Raw genomic sequence first — 22540 nt, 5'->3', positions numbered from 1 at the left:
AGCGGGAGACCCACACCATGAGCACCATCACGCGCCGTGCCGTCCCGATGCCCCCGGTCGCCGCCAAGGCCCTGGTCGCCGTCGGCGGTCTGGCCACCGCCGCCAGCACCATGATCCACTGGACCTACACCGCCGAGTTCCCCGGTGACCTCACCGTCGACGGCTACCCCGGCGGCCTGCAGATCCTGACCCTGGTCGCCGGCCTGCTCACCGCCGCGTTCGCCCTCCCCCTGTACGGGGTCAAGGGCACCCGCTGGCTCAGCCCCGCCGGCCCCGAGGCCGCCGCGCTGATCCTCGCCGTCGCCGGCTTCGCCACCACCTGGTTCACCGTCATCGCCATCAGCGTCGAGCTCGGCGGCGTCGCCAACCTCGAACCCGGCGGCGCCATCGCCGCCGTGGCCTCGCTGATCCCGCTGATCGGCGCCCTCGGCCTGCCGCAGCAGAGCAGCGTCACCCCGGCACCGGAGACCAGGAACCCGCTGGTCACCCTCCGCCACATCGCCGGCTCCCTCGGCCGCCTGATCGGCCCCCGCCCCGACCTGCGGCCCGCACCGCCGCAGAACCGCTGGGTCGAGGTCCTGATCATCATCGGCGCGGCCGCCGTCGGCCTCACCGTCTTCACCTACGGCATCACCACCGAGTACGGCGAGCTGTTCATCGGCTTCATGATCCTCACCGCCATCGGCAGCTGGGCGCTGCTGCGCGGCGGCCTGCTCGGGCAGCTCACGGCGATCACCGCCCGGCACCGCGGCACCACCACCGCCGCCGCCTTCGCCGCGGCCGCCGCCTTCCCGTTCACCCAGACCGACGACCACTTCGCCACCGTCGGCGTCAACATCCTGATCTTCGCCACCGTCGCCCTCGGCCTCAACGTCGTCGTCGGCCTGGCCGGTCTGCTCGACCTCGGCTACGTCGCCTTCCTCGGCGTCGGCGCCTACGCCGCCGCCCTGGTCTCCGGCTCCAGCTCCTCCCCGGTCGGCCTGCACTTCCCGTTCTGGGCCGCCGCCCTGACCGGCATGGCCGCCGCCCTGGTGTTCGGCGTCGTCATCGGCGCACCGACCCTGCGCCTGCGCGGCGACTACCTCGCCATCGTCACCCTCGGCTTCGGTGAGATCTTCCGCATCGCCGTCAACAGCCTCGACGGCATCTCCGGCCCCAAGGTCACCAACGGCCCCAACGGCATCCGCAACATCCCCGACCTCGACATCCTCGGGTTCAACTTCGGCGCCGAGCACACCTTCGGGTCCTTCACCCTCGGCCGGTTCGCCAACTACTTCCTGCTGATGCTCCTGGTCACCGCCTTCGTCGTGATCATCTTCAGCCGGGCCAACGACTCCCGGATCGGCCGCGCCTGGGTCGCCATCCGCGAGGACGAGACCGCCGCCCAGGCCATGGGCATCAACGGCTTCAAGCTCAAGCTGCTCGCCTTCGCCCTCGGCGCCGCGCTCGCCGGCCTCGCCGGCACCGTCATGGCCCACGTCAGCTACAGCGTCGTCCCCGACCCGTACCAGTTCGCCGGACCGGTCCCGCCCAACAGCGCCTTCCTGGTCGCCGCGGTCGTCCTCGGCGGCATGGGCACCATCAGCGGACCGCTCGTCGGCGCCACCCTGCTCTACCTGATCCCGGAGAAGCTGGTCTTCCTCAAGAACTACCAGCTGCTCGTCTTCGGCATCGCCCTCGTCCTGCTCATGCGCGTCCGCCCGGAAGGCCTCATCGCCAACCGCCGCGCCCAGCTGGAGTTCCACGAGGACGCCGCCGACTCGCCGCCGCCCGCAACGGCCGGCGAGCCCGCACTCACCAAGGCAGGGGCGTGACCCGCACCATGACCACCAGCACCGTCCCCGCCCCGCGCCCCGCCGACAACGCGGACACCACCCCGATCCTCGAAGCCACCGGCGTCATCATGCGCTTCGGCGGCCTCACCGCCGTCAACGACGTCAACCTCACCGTCAACAGCGGCGAGATCGTCGGCCTGATCGGCCCCAACGGCGCCGGCAAGACCACCTTCTTCAACTGCCTCACCGGCCTCTACGTCCCCACCGAGGGCACCGTCCGGTACAAGGGCACCGTCCTGCCGCCCAAGCCCCACCTCGTCACCCAGGCCGGCATCGCCCGCACCTTCCAGAACATCCGGCTGTTCGCCAACATGACCGTCCTGGAGAACGTCCTGGTCGGCCGGCACACCCGGACCAAGGAAGGCCTCTTCTCCGCCATCCTGCGCGGCCCCGGCTACCGCCGCGCCGAGGCCGAGAGCCGCGAAAAGGCCATGGAACTCCTGGAGTTCTGCGGCCTCGCCCACAAGGCCGAGCACCTGGCCCGCAACCTCCCCTACGGCGAGCAGCGCAAGCTGGAGATCGCCCGGGCCCTGGCCAGCGACCCAGGCCTGCTGCTCCTCGACGAGCCCACCGCCGGCATGAACCCGCAGGAGACCCGCGCCGCCGAGGAGCTGGTCTTCGCGATCCGCGACAAGGGCATCGCGATCCTGGTCATCGAGCACGACATGCGGTTCATCTTCAACCTGTGCGACCGCACCGCCGTCCTCGTCCAGGGCCAGAAGATCGTCGAGGGCGACCGCGAGACCGTCCAGGGCGACGAGCGCGTCATCACCGCCTACCTCGGTGCGCCGCTCGAAGGGGCCACCGAGACCCCGGCAGCAAGCACGGACACCAGCACGGAGGCAGACCAGTGACCGCGCTCCTTGAGGTCGAGGACCTCCGCGTCTCGTACGGCAAGATCGAAGCCGTCAAGGGCATCAGCTTCACCGTCAACCAGGGCGAGGTCACCACCCTGATCGGCACCAACGGCGCCGGCAAGACCACCACCCTGCGCACCCTCTCCGGGCTGCTCCGGCCGACCTCCGGCAAGATCACCTTCGAGGGCAAGCCGCTCACCGCGGTCCCCGCCCACAAGATCGTCTCGCTCGGGCTGGCCCACTCCCCCGAGGGGCGGCACATCTTCCCCCGGATGAGCATCGAGGAGAACCTCCTCCTCGGCGCCTTCCTCCGCAAGGACACCCCCGGCATCACCGAGGACGTCGAGCGCGCCTACACGCTCTTCCCGATCCTCGGCGAGCGCCGCAAGCAGGCCGCCGGCACCCTGTCCGGCGGCGAGCAGCAGATGCTCGCCATGGGACGCGCCCTGATGTCCCGTCCGAAGCTCCTCATGCTGGACGAGCCCTCCATGGGCCTGTCCCCGCTGATGATGCAGAAGATCATGGCGACCATCGTGGAGCTCAAGGCCGCGGGCACCACCATCCTGCTCGTCGAGCAGAACGCCCAGGCCGCCCTGTCCCTCTCCGACCAGGGCTACGTCATGGAGACCGGCCGCGTCGTGCTCACCGGCACCGGTGCCGACCTGCTCCACGACGAGTCGGTGCGCAAGGCGTACCTCGGCGAGGACTGAGCAACACCCGCACGCGCGAAGGGCCCCGCCGGACGGCGGGGCCCTTCGCCGTCCGCCCCGGGGCGGCGCGGCACGCCCCGGACCTGGACCGGGCCCGGACAGCGCTCCGCCCCGCCGGAGGCGGCCCGGCGGGGCGGAGCGGAGTGGAGCGGGACGGGTCGGCGACGTGCCGTCAGGCCTCGGACTCGGCCTTCTTGCGGTCCTGGGCGTCGCCCTCCTCGATCACGGCCTGCGCGACGGCGGCCATGGTCATCCGGCGGTCCATCGAGGTCTTCTGGATCCAGCGGAACGCGGCCGGCTCGGTCAGCCCGAACTTGGTCTGCAGCACGCTCTTCGCCCGGTCCACCAGCTTGCGGGTCTCCAACCGCTGGGTGAGATCCGCGATCTCCTCCTCCAGCGTCCGCATCTCGGTGTAGCGGGAGACCGCCATCTCGATCGCCGGCACCAGGTCGCTCTTGCTGAACGGCTTCACGATGTACGCCATCGCACCAGCGTCCCGGGCACGGTCCACCAGCTCGCGCTGCGAGAAGGCGGTCAGCATCAGGACGGGGGCGAGATGGGCCTCGTGGATCTGCTCGGCCGCCGAGAGGCCGTCCAGGACGGGCATCTTCACGTCCAGGATCGCCAGGTCGGGCCTGAGCTCCTCGACCAGCCGCACCGCGGTCGCACCGTCCCCCGCCTCGCCGACGACGGTGTAGCCCTCCTCCTCCAGCATCTCCTTCAGATCGAGGCGGATCAGGGCCTCGTCCTCGGCGATGACGATGCGGGTGATCTGGGGCAGATCGGGCTCAAGCGGCTGGGGCTGCTCGTCGGCGGTGCTCACGGGGCTCCTCGTTCCGGCGGGGTACTGCATGCACGAGCCTACCTAGACACGGTATGTTGGTGTCACACCGGGAGGCCATCCGCCTTCGAAGTGTAGGCCCCGATAGCCCAATTGGCATGAGGCAATGGTCTCAAACACCATACAGTGTGGGTTCGAATCCCACTCGGGGCACTTAACCTTCGATTTCAAGGTCGTAAGTCAAGCGAGGATCTTCATCACCTCGGGTGAATATCGGCGATTACCCACTCCGAATGGATGACTCGCCGCAAGCCTCGCTCCCATGCACGATCTCAGCGTGAGGCAGCACGCCGTCTCATTGCTCCGCAACGGGTGCCGCAATGTCGAGGTGGCCGAACGGTGCGGTGTACCCGTCGGGACCGTCGCGCGCTGGAAACACGCGGACCTCTCACGACGGCACGCACTACCCGGGCGGAGGCCGTCGACCTGCCTCCACTGCCACGGTGACCCTCTGGACCGCTCCGCCTACAGCTATCTGCTCGGGCTCTACCTGGGCGACGGGTACATCGTCCAGCCCAGGCAGCACCGCGCGCACAGCCTCGCCATCACCTGTGACGACAAATGGCCCGGACTGATGAACGAGGTCGAGCACACCATACGACTGGTGCTGCCGAACAACACGCCGTGCCGGGTCAGCCGGGGCGGGTGCCACGACGTGAAGGTGTACTCGAAGCATCTGCCCTGCTACTTCCCGCAGCACGGACCCGGCAAGAAGCACGAGCGCCCGATCGTCCTCGCCCCGTGGCAGCAGGAGATCGTGACGGCCCATCCCTGGAGATTGGTCCGAGGCCTGATCCACTCGGACGGGTGCCGGATCACCAACTGGGCCACGCGTACGGTCGCCGGTGCGACCCGGCGCCACGAGTATCCCCGGTATTTCTTCACCAACACCTCGGCCGACATCGTCCGTCTGTTCACCGACACCCTGGATGCCGTGGGTGTCGAGTGGAAGGCCTGCCGGCGCGCCGGCGGAGCGGTCAACGTCTCCGTCGCCCGGCGGGCGTCCGTGGCGTTGCTGGACGAGCACGTCGGCGCGAAGTGGTGACGGCGCGGCCCTCCCCCCGGAGGGCCGCGCCGTCGGCCGGTGGGGCGGCGGGTCAGTCCACGGGGCCGCTAGCCTTGACCCCGGTGGCGGGCAGGACGGCGGTGGCGGGGGCGGCGGTTCCCCGGTCGGGGTCGGTGACGGTGAGGGTGTAGTCGCCGTCGGTGGCGCCGGGGAAGACGAACCAGGCGACCTGGTCCTGCCGGGTCGGGCGGTCGGGGTAGATGGCCTCGATGGGGGCGACGGTGGGGCCGACCTCCTGGCCGTTGGGGAGCCGCAGGCGCAGGCTTCCCCCGTCGAGGGCCATGCCGGCCGGTCCGACCTGGCCGTTCAGGTCGAAGACGAGGAGCAGGCCGCGCTGGCCGAGGGTGAGGGCGCCGCTGCCGTTTCCGCCGCCGACGTCGGCGCGCAGCTGGGCGGACTTGAGGGTGAGGGTGAGCCGTCCGGAGGTGAGGGCGGGCTTGGCGGGGAGCTTGAGGTCGACGGGGGCGAGGGTGACGGCGGGCCGGCCGCCGGTGCCGAGGGGGACGACGGACTGGGCCTGGCCGGAGTCGCCGAGGACGAGGGAGGCGCCGTCGAAGCCGAAGGGGCCGGTGCCGGTGAAGGTGATCTGCAGCGGGTTGGTGGCGCCGGGGGTGGGCGGGACGGCGCTGCCGTGGTCGCCGGTGAGCGGGGTTCCGCCGATGTCGATGGCGATGTCGGGCCAGTCGCGGACGGCGGTGGTCCGGAAGGTGTTGGTGACGGTGGTGGCGAGGGTGACCTCGAACCGTTCGCCGTCGGGGTCGGGGTCGGGGGTGTAGGTGGCGGTCTTGACGTCGAAGCGCAGGCCGCCCCAGTAGGCGGTCCTGCCGATGGTGACGGTGCCGGCCTTCGCGGCGGCGGGCGTGCCGGTGGCGGCGCCCGGGGCGGCGGTGCCGGCGGCCGGGGTGGTGGCGGCCGGGGCCGGGGCGGGGTCGGCGTGGTCCTCGGGTCCGCAGGCGGTGGCGAGGCCTGCGGCGAGGAGGGCTGCGGCGAGGGCGAGGGCGGTGGATCTGCGCGGTCTGCTGCTGCTCATGGCGGGTCGGTCCCCCTGTGGGCGGCCCTGCTGCCGGGCCGGTCGAGGGGAACGTACCCGGGCGGCCGCAGGGTCGGTCCGGCTGTGACGGGATGGGGACGGTACCGGTGCGCGGCGGCCGTGATCGGTGCGGAAACGTGAAGCGCCGCCCCCTCCCAAAGGGGCGGCGCCTCAGCGGTGATGGTGCCCGGGTGGTGCGGTGTTCAGCGGTGCGGTGTTCAGCGGTGCGGTGGTGCGGTGGTCGGCGGTGCGCCGTTGGGTGGCGCGGTGGTCAGTTGTCGAGTTCGCCGACGTGGTGGACCCGGACCAGGTTGGTGGAGCCGGCCAGTCCGGGCGGTGAGCCGGCGGTGATGATGACGATGTCGCCCTTCCGGCAGCGACCGAGGCTCAGCAGCTGGGCGTCGACCTGGGCGACCATCTCGTCGGTGGTGGGGACGAACGGGCCGAGGAAGGTCTCCACGCCCCAGGTGAGGGCGAGTTGGCTGCGGACGGCGGGCTCGTAGGTGAAGGCGAGCACGGGGATGGGCGAGCGGGAGCGGGTGAGCCGGCGGGCGGTGTCGCCGCTCTGGGTGAAGGCGATCAGGTACTTGGCCTCCAGGAAGTCGCCGATCTCGGCGGCGGCCCTGGCCACGGCGCCGCCCTGGGTGCGGGGCTTGTTGCGCTCGGTCAGCGGCGGGAGGCCGGCGGCGAGGACGTCGGCCTCGGCGGCCTCGATGATGCGGCTCATGGTCTTGACGGTCTCGACCGGGTACTTGCCGACGGAGGTCTCGCCGGAGAGCATCACGGCGTCGGTGCCGTCCAGGACGGCGTTGGCGACGTCGGAGGCCTCGGCGCGGGTGGGCCGCGACGCGTTGATCATCGAGTCGAGCATCTGGGTGGCGACGATGACCGGCTTGGCGTTGCGCTTGGCCAGCTTGACCGCGCGCTTCTGGACGATCGGCACCTGCTCCAGCGGGAGTTCGACGCCGAGGTCGCCGCGGGCGACCATGATGCCGTCGAAGGCGTCGACGATGGATTCGAGGTTCTCGACGGCCTGCGGCTTCTCGATCTTGGCGATGACGGGGAGGGTCCGGCCCTCCTCGGCCATGATCCGGTGCACCTCGTCGATGTCCTTGGCGCTGCGCACGAAGGACAGGGCGATCAGGTCGGCGCCGGTCCGCAGGGCCCAGCGCAGGTCGGCGACGTCCTTGTCGCTGAGCGCGGGCACGGAGACGGCGACGCCGGGGAGGTTGAGACCCTTGTGGTCGGAGATCAGGCCGCCCTCGATGACGATGCAGTGCACCCGGGGGCCCTCGACGTGGGTGACTTCGAGGCAGACCCGGCCGTCGTCGATCAGGATGCGCTCGCCGCGGGAGACGTCGGCGGCGAGGCCCTTGTAGGTGGTGCCGCAGATGTCGCGGTCGCCCGCGACGTCCTCGACGGTGATGGTGAACTCGTCGCCGCGTTCAAGAAGTACAGGCCCATCGGCGAAGGTGTCCAGGCGGATCTTCGGGCCCTGGAGGTCGACGAGGATGCCGACGCTGCGGCCGCTCTCGTCGGAGGCCTTGCGGACCCGGCGGTAGCGTTCCTCGTGCTCCAGTTGCGATCCGTGGCTGAGGTTGAATCGGGCGATGTCCATTCCGGCGTCGACCAGGGCCTTGATCTGGTCGTACGAGTCGGCGGCCGGCCCGAGAGTACAGACGATTTTTGCTCGGCGCATACCTCTAGAGCGTAGGCATTACCGGTGCGTAACAACGAAGTTCCGGCCGTTGGACCGGTGGCTGTTGCAGAAAGTTTTGATTAACAAACTGACACATCGTGACCTGCCGTGCGGTGAGTTGGAGTTACCGCCGATGGACGGACTCCCGCGAGCTGCGCGGACGCCCGTGCCGGGGCGTGCGGCCCGCGGTTCGGGTGAGACACCGACGGCGCGGTTGACGCACGGACGTACGGGGGCAGGGTCGCGGTGTCACGCCGGGGTCGCCAAGAACTCACCTGCCGGAAACGTCGGGGGGCTGGTCCCCGGACGTTTCGCCGGGCAGACTTCTACGCGCGTCACAACATGCCCCTGTCAGCCCCGCTGACGGTCCGTCCGCCCCCGTGGGAGTCGTCCATGCCGTTGAACCGCCGAGACTTCGTGACCCGCTCCGCCGCGACGGCGGCCGGCGCCGCACTGGTCGGCGCCGTCCCCGTCGTCGCCGCCACCCCGGCGGCCGCCCAGGGCGCGGACGAGGCGGCGCGCCGGGCGCCGGTCAAGGAGTCCTTCACCGTGATGGGCACCACCGACCTGCACGGCCACGTGCTCAACTGGGAGTACTTCACCGACTCCGAGTACGACGACAAGGCGAAGAACGACGTCGGCCTGGCGAAGATCTCCACCCTGGTGAAGCAGGTCCGGGAGGAGAAGGGCTGCCACCGCACCCTGCTGATCGACGCCGGCGACACCATCCAGGGCACCCAGCTCTCGTACTACTTCGCGCGGGTCGAGCCGATCACCGGCAAGCGCGGGCCGAAGCACCCGATGGCGGCCGCGATGAACGCGATCGGCTACGACGCGGCCGCGCTCGGCAACCACGAGTTCAACTACGGCATCCCGGTGCTGCGCGCGTACGAGAAGCAGCTCGACTTCCCGCTGCTGGGCGCCAACGCGCAGGACGCGAAGAGCGAGCGGCCGGCCTTCCCGCCGTACGTCATCAAGGAGTTGCGACTGGGCCACGGGCGGGCACTGCGGGTCGGCATCCTGGGCCTGACCAATCCGGGCATCGCGATCTGGGACAAGGCGAACGTCGCGGGCCAGCTGGTCTTCCCGGGCATCGTCGAGATGGCGAAGAAGTACGTGCCGCGGCTGCGGGCGGCCGGCGCGGACGTCGTCGTGGTGGCCTCGCACTCGGGCATGGACGAGGTCTCCTCCTACGGCGACCAGCTGCCCTGGCCGGAGAACGCCTCGGTGCAGCTGGCCGAGACCGTGCCGGGCGTGGACGCGGTGCTGGTCGGCCACGCGCACAAGGAGATCCCGCAGCGGCTGGTGGTCAACAAGACCACCGGGAAGACCGTGGTGCTCTCCGAGCCGCTGTGCTGGGGCGAGCGGCTGACCTGCTTCGACTTCGAGGTCGAGTACCAGCGCGGCGCGTGGACGGTCAGCTCGGTCAGCTCGCGTGTGCTCAACTCCAACACCGTGCCGGAGGACCCGGCGATCGTGAAGCTGATCGGCGCCCAGCACCGCAAGGTGGTCGCCTACGTCAACCAGGTGATCGGCACCAGCAAGACCGAACTCTCCATCGCGGAGGCCCGGTTCAGGGACGTCCCGATCATCGACCTGATCGGCCGGGTGCAGGCCGACGCCGTCCGCACGGCGCTCGCCGCCACCCCGTACGCCGCCCTGCCGGTGCTGGCGCAGGCCGCGCCGTTCAACCGGACGGCGCTGATCCCGGCCGGCCAGGTGAAGCTGCGGGACGCCGCCGGGCTGTACATCTACGAGAACACCCTGGAGGCCCGGCTGATGACCGGCGCCCAGATCAAGGACTACCTGGAGTACTCCGCCCGGTACTTCGCCCCGCGGGCGCCCGGCGACGCGATCGACCCGGATACCCTGACCAACCAGCAGAACATCCCGGACTACAACTACGACTCCGTGTACGGCGTCTCGTACGACATCGACCTCACCCGGCCGGTCGGCTCCCGGATCACCGGCCTGTCGTACGACGGCAAGCCGGTCGACCCGGCGGCGCAGTTCGTGCTGGCGGTCAACAACTACCGGGCCAACGGCGGCGGCAACTTCCCGCACGTGGCGGCGGCGACCAAGGTCTGGTCGAACTCGGACGAGATCCGCAACACCATGATCGCCTGGGTGAAGGCCAAGGGCGTGATCGACCCCGCGGAGATCAGCGGCGGCACCTGGCGCCTGGTGCGGGCGGGCGTCCCGCTGTTCTGACCGGACGCGTCACTCCCGCATGGGCGACGGGGGCGAGCCGGGCAGCCGGCCGCCCCCGCCGTCGTCGTCCGCTCGGAAGTCCGCGCGGAAAGTCCGCGCGGACGGGCCGCTCCGGAGGCCAGGATGGAGGCCGGTGGGCGACCGGGGCGACCGGGGCCGGCGGATCCGGGAGGGGCGGGATGATCTTCGATACCGAGCGGTTGACGGTCCGGCTGTGGACGGCGAGCGACGTGGACCGGGCGTTCGACCTGTACGGCCGCTGGGAGGTGGCCCGCTGGCTGGGATCGACCCCGCGCGCGCTGACGGACCGGGAGCAGGCGCAGACCCTGGTGGAGCGGTTCCGGAGCCGCTCCGCCGACCCGCGGTTCGGCTGCTGGGCGGTCGAGGTCCGCGACAGCGGATTGGTGGCGGGCACCGTCCTGCTGGTGCCGATCCCGGACGGCGGCGGGGAGGTGGAGGTCGGCTGGCACTTCCACCCGGACTGCTGGGGCCGGGGGTACGCCACCGAGGCGGCCCGGGGCGCGCTGGCGAAGGGCTTCGCCGAGGGCCTCTCGGAGGTCTTCGCGGTCACGTACCCCGACAACGCTCCCTCCCAGGCGGTCTGCCGCCGACTGGGCATGGAGCCGCTGGGGCGCACCGACCGCTGGTACGGCACGGAGCTGGAGGCGTTCCGGCTGACGGCTTGCGGCTGACAATCAACAGCTGACGACTGACAACTATCGAAATCTGTCAGCCGATCAGCCCCCGCAGCGTGCCGTGGCGGACCCCCCGATCGTCGACCGCCTGGACGCCGACGAACGGGTCACGCCGGTCGAGCAGCCACCCGTTGGGCCGGCACCGCTCACCGGGACGGCCGAGGGCGCGACCAGGCCCTCCGGGAGTTCCGTCAGGTGCCGGGCGGACGGCGACACGGACGGCGACATGGACGGCTCGCTGATCAGGACGACGTAGAGCAGCGAGCCGAGCAGGGTGAGCCTGAGCTGGCCGGCCGGCAGCCCGGTGGCGCACCTGCGGCGGCGAACAGCGGGCCCGGCACGCTGCCCACGGGGGCCGACCTCCAGGACGGACGACGGCAGCGCCCCGGGGAGACGCCGTGGTGGCGCCGTGGTGGCGCCGTGCGGTTCCCCGACGTACGCCCTGGTCAGGCCGCCGGCGGTGTGCCGCGTTCCTCGGCGGGCCCGCCGAGCCGTTCGATCAGCAGCAGGGCCGGGACGGCGGCGAGGCTGAGCCCGCCGAGCAGCGCCCAGGGCCAGGCCGGGCCGCGGGCGAGCAGCAGGGTGAGCAGCCAGGGGGCGGCGGTCTGGCCGACCGTCCAGGAGAGCTGGTAGACGGCGAGGTAGCGACCGCGCAGCCGGGGGTCGGCGAGGCGGACGCTGAGCTCCTCGGAGTACGGGGAGGCGACGGTCTCGGCGAGGTTGTAGACCAGCATGGCGAGGTGGGCGCCGGCCACCGCGGCCCAGCCGGGGGCGGCGGAGAGCAGGGCGAAGAGGGCGAAGGCGAGGACGTTGAGGAGCGACCCGGCGGCGATCACCCGGGTGGGGCGGAAGCGTGCCAGGCGGCGGGCGACGGCGGTCTGGGTGAGGACGATCTGCGCGCTGTTGAGGAACAGCAGGGAGCCGGCCAGCCAGGCCTGCTGGTGCAGGCCCTCGGTGAGGTAGAGGGCGAGCAGCAGGCTGAGGACGAGCGAGGCGAAGACGAAGCTGAGGTTGACGGCGACGAGCAGCAGGTAGCGGCGGTCGCGCAGGACGGTGCGGTAGCTGCCGAGGTCGTCGTCGGGGGCGGGGGCGGGGGCGTTGAGGGGGCGCCAGGTGGCGAGCAGCAGGGCGGCGAGGGCGAAGCTGGCGGCGTTGCCGAGGACGGTGGCGCGCAGTCCGTCGGTGCCGCCGAGGGCGAGCAGGAGGGCGCCGGCGGCGCCGCCGAGGGCGAGGCCGCCGTTGCGCAGGGCTCCGACGAGGGCGAACCAGCGGGGGCGGTCGTCGGGGTGGGCGGCGAGGACGACCAGGCCGGTGCTGGCGGTCCAGTAGGCGGCGGTGCCGATCTGGGCGAGGAAGACGACGGTGACGATCTGCCAGGTCTGGTGGGCGGTGAGGAAGGCGGTGTGGGCGAGGGCGGAGAGCAGGTTGGCGGTGGCGGCGACGCGGCGGGCGCCGTAGCGGTCGATGAGGGGGCCGGTGAGGAGGGCGGTGGGCAGGGCGAGGAGGCGGGCGAGGCTGATGGCGGCGCCGATGGCGGGCAGGCCGAGGGTGGTGGTGCGGGCGAAGTAGACGACGGTGAAGGCGAGCAGGAGTCCGCTGCCGAGGCTGTCGATGAGGTGGGCGCCGAGGAGGCCTCGTCCGCGGGCGGTGTTCGGGCGGGTGCGGGGTGGCGGCATGATCGTGCTGGTCATGCGGCGATCCTCCGGCGGCCGGTCGGGGGTGCCCATTGATTTCGTGTGGGTGGAATCCTCGGAGGGGTGGATGCTGACGCTGGCGTTCTCGGCGCAGGACGTGGCGCTGACCCGGTTCGCGTGTTCGCCGCTGTGGGAGGTGGCCAACAGCGTGCAGGTGCTGAAGGAGCCGGGTGAGCACGCGGTGCACCTGCCGTGGGTGCGGCAGGTGCGGGCGCGGCTGGCGGGGGTGGGGTTCGAGTTGCTGGACCAGTTGGTGCCGGTGCCGACGGTGTACACGCCGGACTTCCTGACGCCGGTGCCGCCGGGCTGGTCGCCGTCGCTGGAGGAGGAGTTGGCGCGGTTGGTGGCGACGGCGCCGGAGCAGGTCCGGGTGGATCTGGACCGGTTCGAGGGGCCGTTGCCGCCGCTGGTGGCGGCTCTGCGGGCGGATCCGGTGGCGGGTCTGGCGCGGTTGGCCGGGGAGGTGCGGGCGTACTGGGCGGCTGCGGTGGAGCCGTACTGGCCGCGGATCGTGCGGTTGGTGGAGGGCGAGGTGCTGCGCCGGGCGCGGCAGATGTCGGTGGGCGGACCGGCGGCGCTGTTCGAGGACCTGCATCCGCGGGTGTCGTGGGAGGCGGGCAGGTTGCGGGTGGCGCACCGCTGGTTCGCGGCGGAGCGGGTGCTGGACGGGGAGCGGGGGCTGGTGCTGGTGCCGTCGGTGTTCGCGTGGCCGGGGGTGTACTCGCAGTCGAATCCGCCGTGGCAGCCGGGTCTGGTGTATCCGCCGCGCGGGGTGGCGACGCTCTGGGAGCGGTCGGTGCCGGTGCCGGAGGGGCTGGCGGGGGTGCTGGGGCGGGCCCGGGCGTTGCTGCTGGCGGAGTTGGGGGCGCCGGCCTCGACGACGGAGCTGGCGGAGCGTACGGGGCTGTCGGCGCCGAACGTGTCGCACCATCTGACGGCGCTGCGGGGGGCGGGGCTGGTGGCGCGGCACCGGACGGGGCGTTCGGTGCTCTACCTGCGGACGGCGGTGGCGGAGTCGCTGCTGGCGGCCGGCGGCGGGTAGCGGGGTAGCAGGTAGGGGCGCGGGACAGCGGCCCCGGGACAGCAGCCGCGCGGCAGCGGCACGGTGGGTCCCGGGCACCGCCGCCGGCCCCGCCCCGGAGTGCCGGGGAGGGGCCGGCGCGGCTCAGAACGGGAAGCGGCTGCGCTCGTGCTGGATGGATATCCACTTGAGGGTGGTGAACGCCTCCACCGTGGCGTCGCCGTTGAGGCGGCCGAGGCCGGAGTTCTTCTCGCCGCCGAAGGGGACGATCGGCTCGTCGTGGATGGTGCCGTCGTTGATGTGGATCATGCCGGTGTCGATCCGCTGCGCGAGCCTGACCCCGCGCTCGACGCTGGCGGTGTGGACGGCGCCGCTGAGGCCGAACGGGGTGTCGTTGGCGATCCGGACGGCCTCGTCCTCGCCGTCGAAGGGGAGCACGACGACGACCGGGCCGAAGAGTTCGTGGTGCAGGATCGGCGCGTCGGCGGGGATGTCGGTGAGCACCACCGGGTCCATCAGGGTGCCGACGGTGGCCCCGCGCAGCAGGACGGTGGCGCCGTCGGCGACGGCCCGGTCGACCTGCGCGGTGACCGAGTCGGCCTGGGCGGAGTTGATCAGCGGGCCGATCTGGGTGGCCGGGTCGAGCGGGTCGCCGACCTTGAGGGTGGCGATCTTGCGGACGAACCGCTCGGTGAACTCCTCGGCGACGCTGCGGTCGACCAGGACGCGGTTGGCGGCCATGCAGACCTGGCCCTGGTGGGCGAAGCGGCTGAAGACCGCGGCGTCCACGGCGTAGTCGAGGTCGGCGTCGTCGAGCACGATCAGGGCGCTGTTGCCGCCGAGTTCGAGCACGGTGCGCTTGAAGTGGCCGGCGGCGACCTGGGCGACGTGCCGGCCGACCGTGTCCGAGCCGGTGAAGGCGATCACCTTGGGGACGGGGTGCTCCAGGAAGGCGTCGCCGATCTCGGCGATGTCGGTGAGCACCACGTTGAGCAGGCCGGCGGGCAGTCCGGCGTCCTCGAAGAGCTTGGCGATCAGGGTGCCGCCGGTGATCGGGGCGTCCTGGTGCGGCTTGAGCACCACGCCGTTGCCGAGGGCGAGCGCCGGGGCGACGGCCTTGAGGGAGAGGAACAGCGGGAAGTTGAACGGGCTGATCACCCCGACCACGCCGACCGGAAGCCGGTAGACGCGGTTCTCCTTGCCGTCCACCGGTGAGGGCAGGATCCTGCCCTCGGCGCGCAGCGAGAGCTGCATGGCCTCGCGCAGCATGTCCTTGCAGAGCGAGAGTTCGAAGCCGGCCTTGAGCCGGGTGCCGCCGAGTTCGGCGATGATCGTCCGGGTGATCTCCTGCTCGCGCTCCTCCATGAGCCGCAGGGCGCGTTCGAACACCAGGCGCCGGGCGTACGGGTTGAGCCTGCCCCAGTCCTTCTGGGCCCGCTCGGAGGCGCGGTAGGCCTGGTCGACCTCGTCGACGGTGGCGACGGTGATGGCGGCGAGCTTCTCCCCGGTGTACGGGTTGAGGTCGACGATGTCCCAGGAGCCGCTGCCCGGTCGCCACTGGCCGTCGATGTACTGCAGCGACAGTTCCTCGATGTAGGACATCCGTTCCCTTTCACTGGGGCATGGCGCGCCCGGGGTTCAACTGACGGGACATCATCGTACTGATGTGTCAGTTCTCTTGGAGGATCCCGTGCAGGAGGGCCAGGGTGCGCTCGGGCGAGAGGCCCTCGGCGCGCAGCCGGCGCACGGCTGCGGCGTACTCGGCGACCTCGGCGGGCCGGTCGAGGTAGAGGGCGCCGGTGAACTGTTCCAGGTAGACCAGGTCGGGCAGGTCGCGCTCGGGGAAGCTGAGGATGGTGAACGAGCCGCTCTCGGCGGCCAGTCCGCCGCCGCCGAGCGGCATCACCTGGAGGGTCAGCTGCGGGAGGGCGGCCAGTTCGATCAGGCGCAGCAGCTGGCGCCGCATCACCTCGGGTCCGCCGCAGGGCCGGCGCAGCGCCGCCTCGTCGACGATGATCACGAGTTCGGGTGCGGGCCGGGAGGTGAGCAGCCGCTGGCGGCGCAGCCGGACGGCGACCCTGCGGTCGATCTCGGTGTCGGTGGCGGCGGCGTTGCCGAGCCGGACGACGGCGCGGGCGTACTCCTCGGTCTGCAGCAGGCCGGGGACGAACTGCAGCTCGTAGCCGGTGATGGCGGCGGCGGCCTCCTCCAGTCCGAGGTAGGCCTGGAACCAGCCGGGTACGACGTCGCCGTAACCCTGCCACCAGGCGGGGGCGTTGGCCTCCTGGAGCAGGTCGAGGACGGCGGCGCGGCTGTCCTCCTCGTGGACGCCGTAGAGGGTGAGCAGGTCGGCGACGTCGCGGGTCTTGAAGCCGACCCGGCCGAGCTCCATCCGGCTGATCTTGGATTCGGAGGCGCGGATCGAGTAGCCGGCCTGCTCGCGGGTGACGCCACTGGCCTCGCGGAGCCTGCGCAGCCGGGAGCCGAGCACCATGCGCCGTGCGGTCGTGCCGGTGCCCGCCGCCTGCTGGCCGTTCATTCCGGTTCCCCTCCGCCGGTCCAACCCGCGTTCTCCAACCGCGGCATCCTTTCACTCCGGGCGCCGGTAGGACCAGGGAACGGACCGGCTGCCACCGGCGAAAAAGCGGAACGGCGCCTGCCCCATACCTGGTCGGGGAATGGGCAGGCGCCGTATGACCGGGGCCCGGCGGCTCTGACGGGTCACGGGTGGTGCAGCCGGGCCGTGGTGCGCCCGGCGGTTCGGGTTGAGGGTGGGGCGGACCCGTCAGACCACCAGGGGGCGGTCCGTCGGGCGGATCGGGGCGGGCAGCGGGGTCTTGCCGCCCAGGTACTTGTCCACGGCGGCGGCCGCGGAGCGGCCCTCGGCGATGGCCCAGACGATCAGGGACTGGCCGCGGCCGGCGTCACCGCACACGTAGACGCCGTCGACGTTGGTGCCGAACTTGCCGTCGCGCGCGACGTTGCCGCGGGCGTCGAGCTCGACGCCGAGCTGCTCGACCAGGCCGTTCTTCACGTCGGTGCCGGTGAAGCCCATGGCGAGGGTGACCAGCTGGGCGGGCAGGGCCCGCTCGGTGCCGGGCACCGGCTCGAACCGGCCGTCCTTGAACTCGACCTCGACCAGGTGGAGTTCCTGGACGTTGCCGTCCTCGTCGCCGGTGAAGTGGGTGGTGTTGACGGCGTAGATCCGCTCACCGCCCTCCTCGTGCGCGGAGGTGACCTTGTAGGTCATCGGCATGGTCGGCCAGGGCTGGTGACCGGGGCGCTCCTCGCTGGGGCGCGGCATGATCTCCAGCTGGGTGACCGAGGCCGCGCCCTGGCGGTGGGCGGTGCCGACGCAGTCCGCGCCGGTGTCGCCGCCGCCGATGACGACCACGTGCTTGCCCTTGGCGCTGATCGGGGAGTCGACGTAGTCGCCCTCCTGGACCTTGTTGGCCAGCGGCAGGTACTCCATCGCCTGGTGGATGCCCTTGAGTTCGCGGCCGGGGGCCGGGAGGTCGCGGGCGGTGGTGGCGCCGGCGGCGATGACGACCGCGTCGAAGCGGTCGCGCAGCTGCTGGCCGGTGAGGTCCTCGCCGACGTGCACGCCGGTGCGGAACCGGGTGCCCTCCGCGCGCATCTGCTCGATGCGGCGGTTGATGTGGCGCTTCTCCATCTTGAACTCGGGGATGCCGTAGCGCAGCAGGCCGCCGATGCGGTCGGCGCGCTCGTACACCACCACGGTGTGCCCGGCCCGGGTGAGCTGCTGGGCGGCGGCCAGGCCGGCCGGGCCGGAGCCGACGACGGCCACGGTCTTGCCGGACAGGCGCTCCGGGACCTGCGCGGCGACGCCGCCCCGGTCCCAGGCCTTGTCGATGATGGTGACCTCGACGTTCTTGATGGTCACCGCGTCCTGGTTGATCCCGAGCACGCAGGCCGACTCGCAGGGAGCCGGGCACAGGCGGCCGGTGAACTCCGGGAAGTTGTTGGTCGCGTGCAGCCGCTCGATGGCGCCGGTCCAGTCGTCCCGGTAGGCGAGGTCGTTCCACTCGGGGATGAGGTTCCCGAGCGGGCATCCGTTGTGGCAGAACGGGATGCCGCAGTCCATGCAGCGGCCGGCCTGCTTGGTGATGATCGGCAGGAGGCTGCGCTCGACGTAGACCTCGTTCCAGTCCCGCAGACGGACGTCCACGGGACGGCGCTCGGCCAGCTGCTTGGGCGTGGTCAGGAAGCCCTTGGGGTCAGCCATGTGCCGCCTCCATCATCTTGCGAGTGGTCTCGGACTCGGAGAGCCCGTCGCGCTCAGCGGCGTCCTTGGCGGCGAGCACTGCCTTGTAGTCGGTCGGCATGATCTTGGAGAAGCGGCTGACGCCGCTGCCCCAGTCCGCCAGGAGCTCGGCGGCGACGGTGGAGCCGGTCTCCTCGTAGTGCTGCTGCACGGTCTCGCGCAGCCATTCCCGGTCGTCGGCGGTGGGGGCCTCGATGCCCACCATGCCGTCGTTGACGTTCGCCGGGCGCAGGTCCAGGACGTAGGCGATGCCACCGGACATGCCCGCGGCCAGGTTGCGGCCGGTCTCGCCGAGGATCACGACCCGGCCGCCGGTCATGTACTCCAGGCCGTGGTCGCCCACGCCCTCGACGACCAGGGTGGCACCGGAGTTGCGGACGGCGAAGCGCTCGCCGGCCTTGCCCCGCAGGTGGATCCGGCCGCCGGTGGCGCCGTAGCCGATGGTGTTGCCGGCGATCACGTGGCTCTGGGCGTCCGCGCCGATGGCCGCGGCCTCGCGGGCCGGGCGGACGATCACCACACCGCCGGACAGGCCCTTGCCGACGTAGTCGTTGGCGTCGCCCTCCAGGCGCAGCGTGATGCCGCGCGGGACGAAGGCGCCGAAGGACTGGCCGGCGGAGCCGGTGAAGGTCACGTCGATGGTGCCCTCGGGCAGGCCCTCGCCGCGGTACCGCTTGGTCACCTGGTGGCCGAGCATGGTGCCGACCGTGCGGTTGACGTTGCGGATCGGCAGCTGGATGCGGACGGCGTCGCCGCGCACCAGGGCGTCCTCGGCCAGCTCGATGAGCTGGTTGTCCAGCGCCTTGTCGAGGGCGTGGTCCTGGACGGTGGTGTTGTGCAGGGCCGCGCCCTCGGGGAGCTCGGGCACGTGGAAGAGCGGCGTCAGGTCGAGGCCGGCGGCCTTCCAGTGGGTGATCGCGTCGGCGGCGTCGATGTGCTCGGCGTGGCCGACCGCCTCCTCGATGGAGCGGAAGCCCAGCTCGGCGAGGATCTCGCGGACCTCCTCGGCGATGAACTCGAAGAAGTTCACCACGAACTCCGGCTTGCCGGAGAAGCGCTCGCGCAGCACCGGGTTCTGGGTGGCGACGCCGACCGGGCAGGTGTCGAGGTGGCAGACGCGCATCATGATGCAGCCGGAGACCACGAGCGGCGCGGTGGCGAAGCCGAACTCCTCGGCGCCGAGCAGGGCGGCGATGACCACGTCGCGGCCGGTCTTGAGCTGGCCGTCGGTCTGCACCACGATCCGGTCGCGCAGCCCGTTCAGCAGCAGGGTCTGCTGGGTCTCGGCGAGGCCGAGCTCCCAGGGGCCGCCCGCGTGCTTGAGCGAGGTGAGCGGGGAGGCGCCGGTGCCGCCGTCGTGACCGGAGACCAGCACCACGTCCGCGTGCGCCTTGGAGACGCCGGCGGCGACGGTGCCGACGCCGACCTCGGAGACCAGCTTCACGTGGATGCGGGCCGCCGGGTTGGCGTTCTTGAGGTCGTGGATCAGCTGGGCGAGGTCCTCGATGGAGTAGATGTCGTGGTGCGGCGGCGGGGAGATCAGGCCGACGCCCGGGGTGGAGTGCCGGGTCCGGGCGACCCACGGGTAGACCTTGTGGCCGGGCAGCTGGCCGCCCTCGCCGGGCTTGGCTCCCTGGGCCATCTTGATCTGGATGTCGTCCGCGTTGACCAGGTACTCGGAGGTGACGCCGAAGCGGCCGGAGGCGACCTGCTTGATCGCCGAGCGGCGCTCCGGGTCGTACAGGCGCTCCGGGTCCTCGCCGCCCTCGCCGGTGTTGGACTTGCCGCCGAGGCGGTTCATCGCGATGGCGAGGGTCTCGTGCGCCTCCATCGAGATGGAGCCGTAGGACATCGCGCCGGTGGAGAAGCGCTTGACGATCTCGGAGACCGGCTCGACCTCGTCGACCGGGACCGGGGCGCGGCCCTTGCCGTCCAGCTTGAACAGGCCGCGCAGCGTCATCAGCCGCTCGGACTGCTCGTTCACGCGCCCGGTGTACTGCTTGAAGATGTCGTAGCGGCGCGAGCGGGTGGAGTGCTGGAGGCGGAACACCGTGTCCGGGTCGAACAGGTGCGGCTCGCCCTCACGGCGCCACTGGTACTCGCCGCCGATCTCCAGTGCGCGGTGCGCGGCCGGGATGCCGGAGGCCGGGTAGGCCTTGGCGTGCCGGGCGGCGACCTCCTTGGCGATCTCCTCCAGGCCGATGCCGCCGAGCTTGGTGGTGGTGCCGGCGAAGTAGCCGTCCACCAGCTCCTGGGAGAGGCCGATCGCCTCGAAGACCTGGGCGCCGCGGTAGGAGGCGACGGTGGAGATGCCCATCTTGGACATGACCTTCAGGACGCCCTTGCCGAGCGCCTTGATCAGGTTCTTGATGGCCTTCTCGGACTCGACGCCCTCGATGAAGACGCCCTGGGCGACGAGGTCCTCGACGGACTCCATCGCCAGGTACGGGTTGACCGCGCCGGCGCCGTAGCCGACCAGCAGCGCGACGTGGTGGACCTCGCGGACGTCACCGGCCTCCACGATCAGCGATACCTGGGTGCGCTGCTTGGTGCGGATCAGGTGGTGGTGGATGGCGGAGGTGAGCAGCAGCGACGGGATCGGGGCGTGCTCGGCGTCCGAGTGGCGGTCGGAGAGCACGACGATCCGGGCGCCGTCGGCGATCGCGGCGTCGGCCTCGGCGGCGATCTCGGCCAGGCGGGCGGCCAGGCCGGCACCGCCGCTGGAGACCTTGTAGAGGCCGGAGAGCGTGACGGCCTTGAGGCCGGGCTGGTCGCCGTCGACGTTGATGTGGACGAGCTTGGCGAGCTCGTCGTTGTCGATCACCGGGAAGGTGATGCCGACCGAGCGGCAGTGCGAGGGGGCGGCGTCGAGCAGGTTGCCCTCGGGGCCGAGGTTGCTCAGCAGCGAGGTGACGAGCTCCTCGCGGATGGCGTCCAGCGGCGGGTTGGTGACCTGCGCGAAGAGCTGCACGAAGTAGTCGAAGAGCAGGCGCGGCTTCTCGGAGAGCGCGGCGATGGGGCTGTCGGTGCCCATCGAGCCGAGCGCCTCGCCGGCCGTCCGCGCCATCGGCGCGAGGATGACCCGCAGCTCCTCCTCGGTGTAGCCGAAGGTCTGCTGGCGGCGGGTGACCGAGGCGTGGGTGTGCGCGATGTGCTCGCGCTCGGGGAGCTTGGCGAGCTGGATCTGCCCGGCGGCGACCCACTCCTCGTACGGGTGCTCGGCGGCCAGCTGGGCCTTGAGCTCCTCGTCCTCGACGATGCGGTGCTCGGCGGTGTCGATCAGGAACATCTTGCCGGGCTGCAGCCGGCCCTTCTTGACGACCGTCTCCTGGTCGATGTCGAGCACGCCGACCTCGGAGGACAGGACGACCAGGCCGTCCTCGGTGATCCAGTAGCGGGCCGGGCGCAGGCCGTTGCGGTCGAGCACGGCGCCGATCCGGGTGCCGTCGGTGAAGGTGACGCAGGCCGGGCCGTCCCAGGGCTCCATCAGGTTGGAGTGGTACTGGTAGAAGGCGCGGCGGGCGGGCTCCATGGTGGCGTGGTTCTCCCACGCCTCCGGGATCATCATCAGCACCGCGTGCGGCAGCGAGCGGCCGCCGAGGTGGAGCAGCTCCAGGACCTCGTCGAAGGAGGCCGAGTCGGAGTGGTCCGGGGTGCAGATCGGGAAGATCCGCTCCAGGCCCTGCCCGTTCGCGTTGGCGGGGATCAGGTCGGTGGCGAGCTGGGACTCCCGGGCGGTCATCCAGTTCCGGTTGCCCTTGACCGTGTTGATCTCGCCGTTGTGCGCGACGAAGCGGTACGGGTGGGCGAGCGGCCAGCTCGGGAAGGTGTTGGTGGAGAAGCGCGAGTGCACCAGGCCGAGCGCGGAGGCGTAGAGCCGGTCCGACAGGTCGGGGAAGAAGGGCTCCAGCTGGCCGGTGGTCAGCATGCCCTTGTAGACGATGGTGCGGGCGGAGAGCGACGGGAAGTACACGCCGGCCTCGCGCTCGGCGCGCTTGCGGACCACGAACGCGATCCGGTCCAGCTCGATGCCGGCCTTCTCGCCGTGGCTGACGAACAGCTGGCGGAAGGCGGGCATGACCGAACGGGCGGTGGCACCGAGCAGGTCGGGGGTGACCGGGACCTCGCGCCAGCCGAGGACGGTCGCGCCCTCCTCGGCGGCGATCGCCTCGATCCGGGCGGTCGCGGCGGCGGCCTCGTCGGCGTCCTGCGGGAGGAAGGCGATGCCGACGGCGTAGGAGCCGGCGGCCGGCAGCTCGAAGGAGACCTTGGACCGCAGGAACGCGTCCGGGATCTGGGTGAGGATGCCCGCGCCGTCGCCGGAGTCCGGCTCGGAGCCGGTGGCGCCGCGGTGCTCGAGGTTGCGCAGGACGGTCAGCGCCTGCTCGACGACGGTGTGGTCGGCGATGCCGGTCAGCGTGGCGACGAAGCCGACGCCACAGGCATCGTGCTCGTTGCGAGGGTCGTACAGGCCCTGGGCTACAGGTCGCGCATCCGGAACGAGCGCGTAGGGCCGGGCGGCGGCCTGCTCGGGCTCGTTGGCGGAGTGCATGGATGCAGACAGCATCGGCTCTCCCGTCGTCGTCATTGGCAAGA

The 22540-nt window shown here is 71.6% G+C and carries 16 protein-coding genes and 1 tRNA gene; 9 read left to right on the top strand and 8 right to left on the bottom strand.

What is annotated here, in order from left to right:
* Positions 1 to 17: 17 nt before the first annotated feature.
* From ACIOFR_RS03035 to ACIOFR_RS03025, 3 genes are read left to right on the top strand one after another with little or no spacing between them, the layout of a single operon-like run.
* Positions 18 to 1814: a branched-chain amino acid ABC transporter permease gene (locus tag ACIOFR_RS03035; protein WP_400991912.1), complete on the top strand. Its 1797-nt coding sequence runs from the start codon at positions 18 to 20 to the stop codon at positions 1812 to 1814.
* A gap of 8 nt (positions 1815 to 1822) precedes the next feature.
* Entirely contained in the window at positions 1823 to 2689 is an 867-nt protein-coding gene (locus ACIOFR_RS03030) for an ABC transporter ATP-binding protein (protein ID WP_400992137.1), read from the top strand.
* Positions 2686 to 3402: an ABC transporter ATP-binding protein gene (locus tag ACIOFR_RS03025; protein ID WP_400991911.1), complete on the top strand. Its 717-nt coding sequence runs from the start codon at positions 2686 to 2688 to the stop codon at positions 3400 to 3402. The genes ACIOFR_RS03030 and ACIOFR_RS03025 overlap by 4 nt, the downstream gene beginning before the upstream one ends.
* A gap of 172 nt (positions 3403 to 3574) precedes the next feature.
* Here ACIOFR_RS03025 and ACIOFR_RS03020 read toward each other — a convergent pair whose 3' ends face one another.
* On the bottom strand, positions 3575 to 4225 hold the full coding sequence (locus ACIOFR_RS03020; protein WP_400991909.1) for an ANTAR domain-containing response regulator: 651 nt from the start codon (positions 4223 to 4225) through the stop codon (positions 3575 to 3577).
* 96 nt (positions 4226 to 4321) lie between these two features.
* Here ACIOFR_RS03020 and ACIOFR_RS03015 point away from each other — a divergent pair.
* Positions 4322 to 4396 (top strand) — tRNA-Leu (locus tag ACIOFR_RS03015).
* 109 nt (positions 4397 to 4505) lie between these two features.
* Positions 4506 to 5288, top strand: coding sequence for a helix-turn-helix domain-containing protein (locus ACIOFR_RS03010; protein ID WP_400991908.1), 783 nt, complete (start codon positions 4506 to 4508; stop codon positions 5286 to 5288).
* A gap of 52 nt (positions 5289 to 5340) precedes the next feature.
* Here the strand turns inward: ACIOFR_RS03010 and ACIOFR_RS03005 are convergent, their stop codons facing one another.
* Complete coding sequence (locus ACIOFR_RS03005) at positions 5341 to 6339, bottom strand: hypothetical protein (RefSeq protein WP_400991906.1); 999 nt, start codon at positions 6337 to 6339, stop codon at positions 5341 to 5343.
* 271 nt (positions 6340 to 6610) lie between these two features.
* Positions 6611 to 8038: a pyruvate kinase gene (pyk, locus tag ACIOFR_RS03000; RefSeq protein ID WP_400991904.1), complete on the bottom strand. Its 1428-nt coding sequence runs from the start codon at positions 8036 to 8038 to the stop codon at positions 6611 to 6613.
* Between the two features lie 393 nt (positions 8039 to 8431).
* Here pyk and ACIOFR_RS02995 point away from each other — a divergent pair, with 393 nt between their 5' ends.
* From ACIOFR_RS02995 to ACIOFR_RS02985, 3 genes are all read left to right on the top strand, one after another.
* Positions 8432 to 10249: a bifunctional metallophosphatase/5'-nucleotidase gene (locus tag ACIOFR_RS02995; RefSeq protein WP_400991902.1), complete on the top strand. Its 1818-nt coding sequence runs from the start codon at positions 8432 to 8434 to the stop codon at positions 10247 to 10249.
* Between the two features lie 179 nt (positions 10250 to 10428).
* Positions 10429 to 10941 (top strand): GNAT family N-acetyltransferase, encoded by a 513-nt coding sequence (locus ACIOFR_RS02990; RefSeq protein ID WP_400991900.1) that lies wholly within the window; start codon positions 10429 to 10431, stop codon positions 10939 to 10941.
* A 64-nt stretch (positions 10942 to 11005) separates the two neighbouring features.
* On the top strand, positions 11006 to 11200 hold the full coding sequence (locus ACIOFR_RS02985; RefSeq protein ID WP_400991899.1) for a hypothetical protein: 195 nt from the start codon (positions 11006 to 11008) through the stop codon (positions 11198 to 11200).
* 190 nt (positions 11201 to 11390) lie between these two features.
* On the opposite strand, the gene ACIOFR_RS02980 is transcribed toward ACIOFR_RS02985, so the two are convergent.
* Positions 11391 to 12635, bottom strand: coding sequence for an MFS transporter (locus ACIOFR_RS02980; protein WP_400991898.1), 1245 nt, complete (start codon positions 12633 to 12635; stop codon positions 11391 to 11393).
* Between the two features lie 70 nt (positions 12636 to 12705).
* Between ACIOFR_RS02980 and ACIOFR_RS02975 the strand changes: the two genes are divergently transcribed.
* A complete protein-coding gene (locus tag ACIOFR_RS02975) occupies positions 12706 to 13680 on the top strand; it encodes a DUF5937 family protein (protein ID WP_400991896.1) in 975 nt (324 codons plus the stop codon).
* A gap of 123 nt (positions 13681 to 13803) precedes the next feature.
* On the opposite strand, the gene ACIOFR_RS02970 is transcribed toward ACIOFR_RS02975, so the two are convergent.
* From ACIOFR_RS02970 to gltB, 4 genes are all read right to left on the bottom strand, one after another.
* On the bottom strand, positions 13804 to 15261 hold the full coding sequence (locus ACIOFR_RS02970) for an aldehyde dehydrogenase family protein (RefSeq protein ID WP_400991895.1): 1458 nt from the start codon (positions 15259 to 15261) through the stop codon (positions 13804 to 13806).
* A 67-nt stretch (positions 15262 to 15328) separates the two neighbouring features.
* Positions 15329 to 16198 carry a helix-turn-helix domain-containing protein gene (locus ACIOFR_RS02965; RefSeq protein ID WP_400991894.1) on the bottom strand — a complete coding sequence of 290 codons (870 nt, stop codon included), beginning with the start codon at positions 16196 to 16198 and terminating at the stop codon, positions 15329 to 15331.
* 246 nt (positions 16199 to 16444) lie between these two features.
* Positions 16445 to 17905, bottom strand: a complete 1461-nt coding sequence (locus tag ACIOFR_RS02960; protein ID WP_400991892.1) for a glutamate synthase subunit beta — start codon at positions 17903 to 17905, stop codon at positions 16445 to 16447.
* Positions 17898 to 22496 carry a glutamate synthase large subunit gene (gltB, locus tag ACIOFR_RS02955; RefSeq protein WP_400992136.1) on the bottom strand — a complete coding sequence of 1533 codons (4599 nt, stop codon included), beginning with the start codon at positions 22494 to 22496 and terminating at the stop codon, positions 17898 to 17900. Before gltB ends, ACIOFR_RS02960 begins: the two co-directional genes overlap by 8 nt.
* Between the last annotated feature and the right edge of the window lie 44 nt (positions 22497 to 22540).

It is taken from the genome of Kitasatospora sp. NPDC088346 (assembly GCF_044740765.1).
In the GTDB taxonomy this organism is placed as follows: Bacteria; Actinomycetota; Actinomycetes; order Streptomycetales; family Streptomycetaceae; genus Kitasatospora.
Note: the sequence above shows the minus strand (reverse complement) of the source record. Positions and strands in the feature narration are given on the sequence as shown.

What these genes read in the sequence shown, in the direction of transcription:
- ACIOFR_RS03035 (WP_400991912.1), top strand. Translation starts at nt 18, where the DNA reads ATGAGCACCATCACGCGCCGTGCCGTCCCGATGCCCCCGGTCGCCGCC.
- ACIOFR_RS03030 (WP_400992137.1), top strand. Translation starts at nt 1,823, where the DNA reads ATGACCACCAGCACCGTCCCCGCCCCGCGCCCCGCCGACAACGCGGAC.
- ACIOFR_RS03010 (WP_400991908.1), top strand. Translation starts at nt 4,506, where the DNA reads ATGCACGATCTCAGCGTGAGGCAGCACGCCGTCTCATTGCTCCGCAAC.
- ACIOFR_RS03005 (WP_400991906.1), bottom strand. Translation starts at nt 6,339, where the DNA reads ATGAGCAGCAGCAGACCGCGCAGATCCACCGCCCTCGCCCTCGCCGCA.
- pyk (WP_400991904.1), bottom strand. Translation starts at nt 8,038, where the DNA reads ATGCGCCGAGCAAAAATCGTCTGTACTCTCGGGCCGGCCGCCGACTCG.
- ACIOFR_RS02995 (WP_400991902.1), top strand. Translation starts at nt 8,432, where the DNA reads ATGCCGTTGAACCGCCGAGACTTCGTGACCCGCTCCGCCGCGACGGCG.
- ACIOFR_RS02990 (WP_400991900.1), top strand. Translation starts at nt 10,429, where the DNA reads ATGATCTTCGATACCGAGCGGTTGACGGTCCGGCTGTGGACGGCGAGC.
- ACIOFR_RS02980 (WP_400991898.1), bottom strand. Translation starts at nt 12,635, where the DNA reads ATGACCAGCACGATCATGCCGCCACCCCGCACCCGCCCGAACACCGCC.
- ACIOFR_RS02975 (WP_400991896.1), top strand. Translation starts at nt 12,706, where the DNA reads ATGCTGACGCTGGCGTTCTCGGCGCAGGACGTGGCGCTGACCCGGTTC.
- ACIOFR_RS02970 (WP_400991895.1), bottom strand. Translation starts at nt 15,261, where the DNA reads ATGTCCTACATCGAGGAACTGTCGCTGCAGTACATCGACGGCCAGTGG.
- ACIOFR_RS02965 (WP_400991894.1), bottom strand. Translation starts at nt 16,198, where the DNA reads ATGAACGGCCAGCAGGCGGCGGGCACCGGCACGACCGCACGGCGCATG.
- ACIOFR_RS02960 (WP_400991892.1), bottom strand. Translation starts at nt 17,905, where the DNA reads ATGGCTGACCCCAAGGGCTTCCTGACCACGCCCAAGCAGCTGGCCGAG.
- gltB (WP_400992136.1), bottom strand. Translation starts at nt 22,496, where the DNA reads ATGCACTCCGCCAACGAGCCCGAGCAGGCCGCCGCCCGGCCCTACGCG.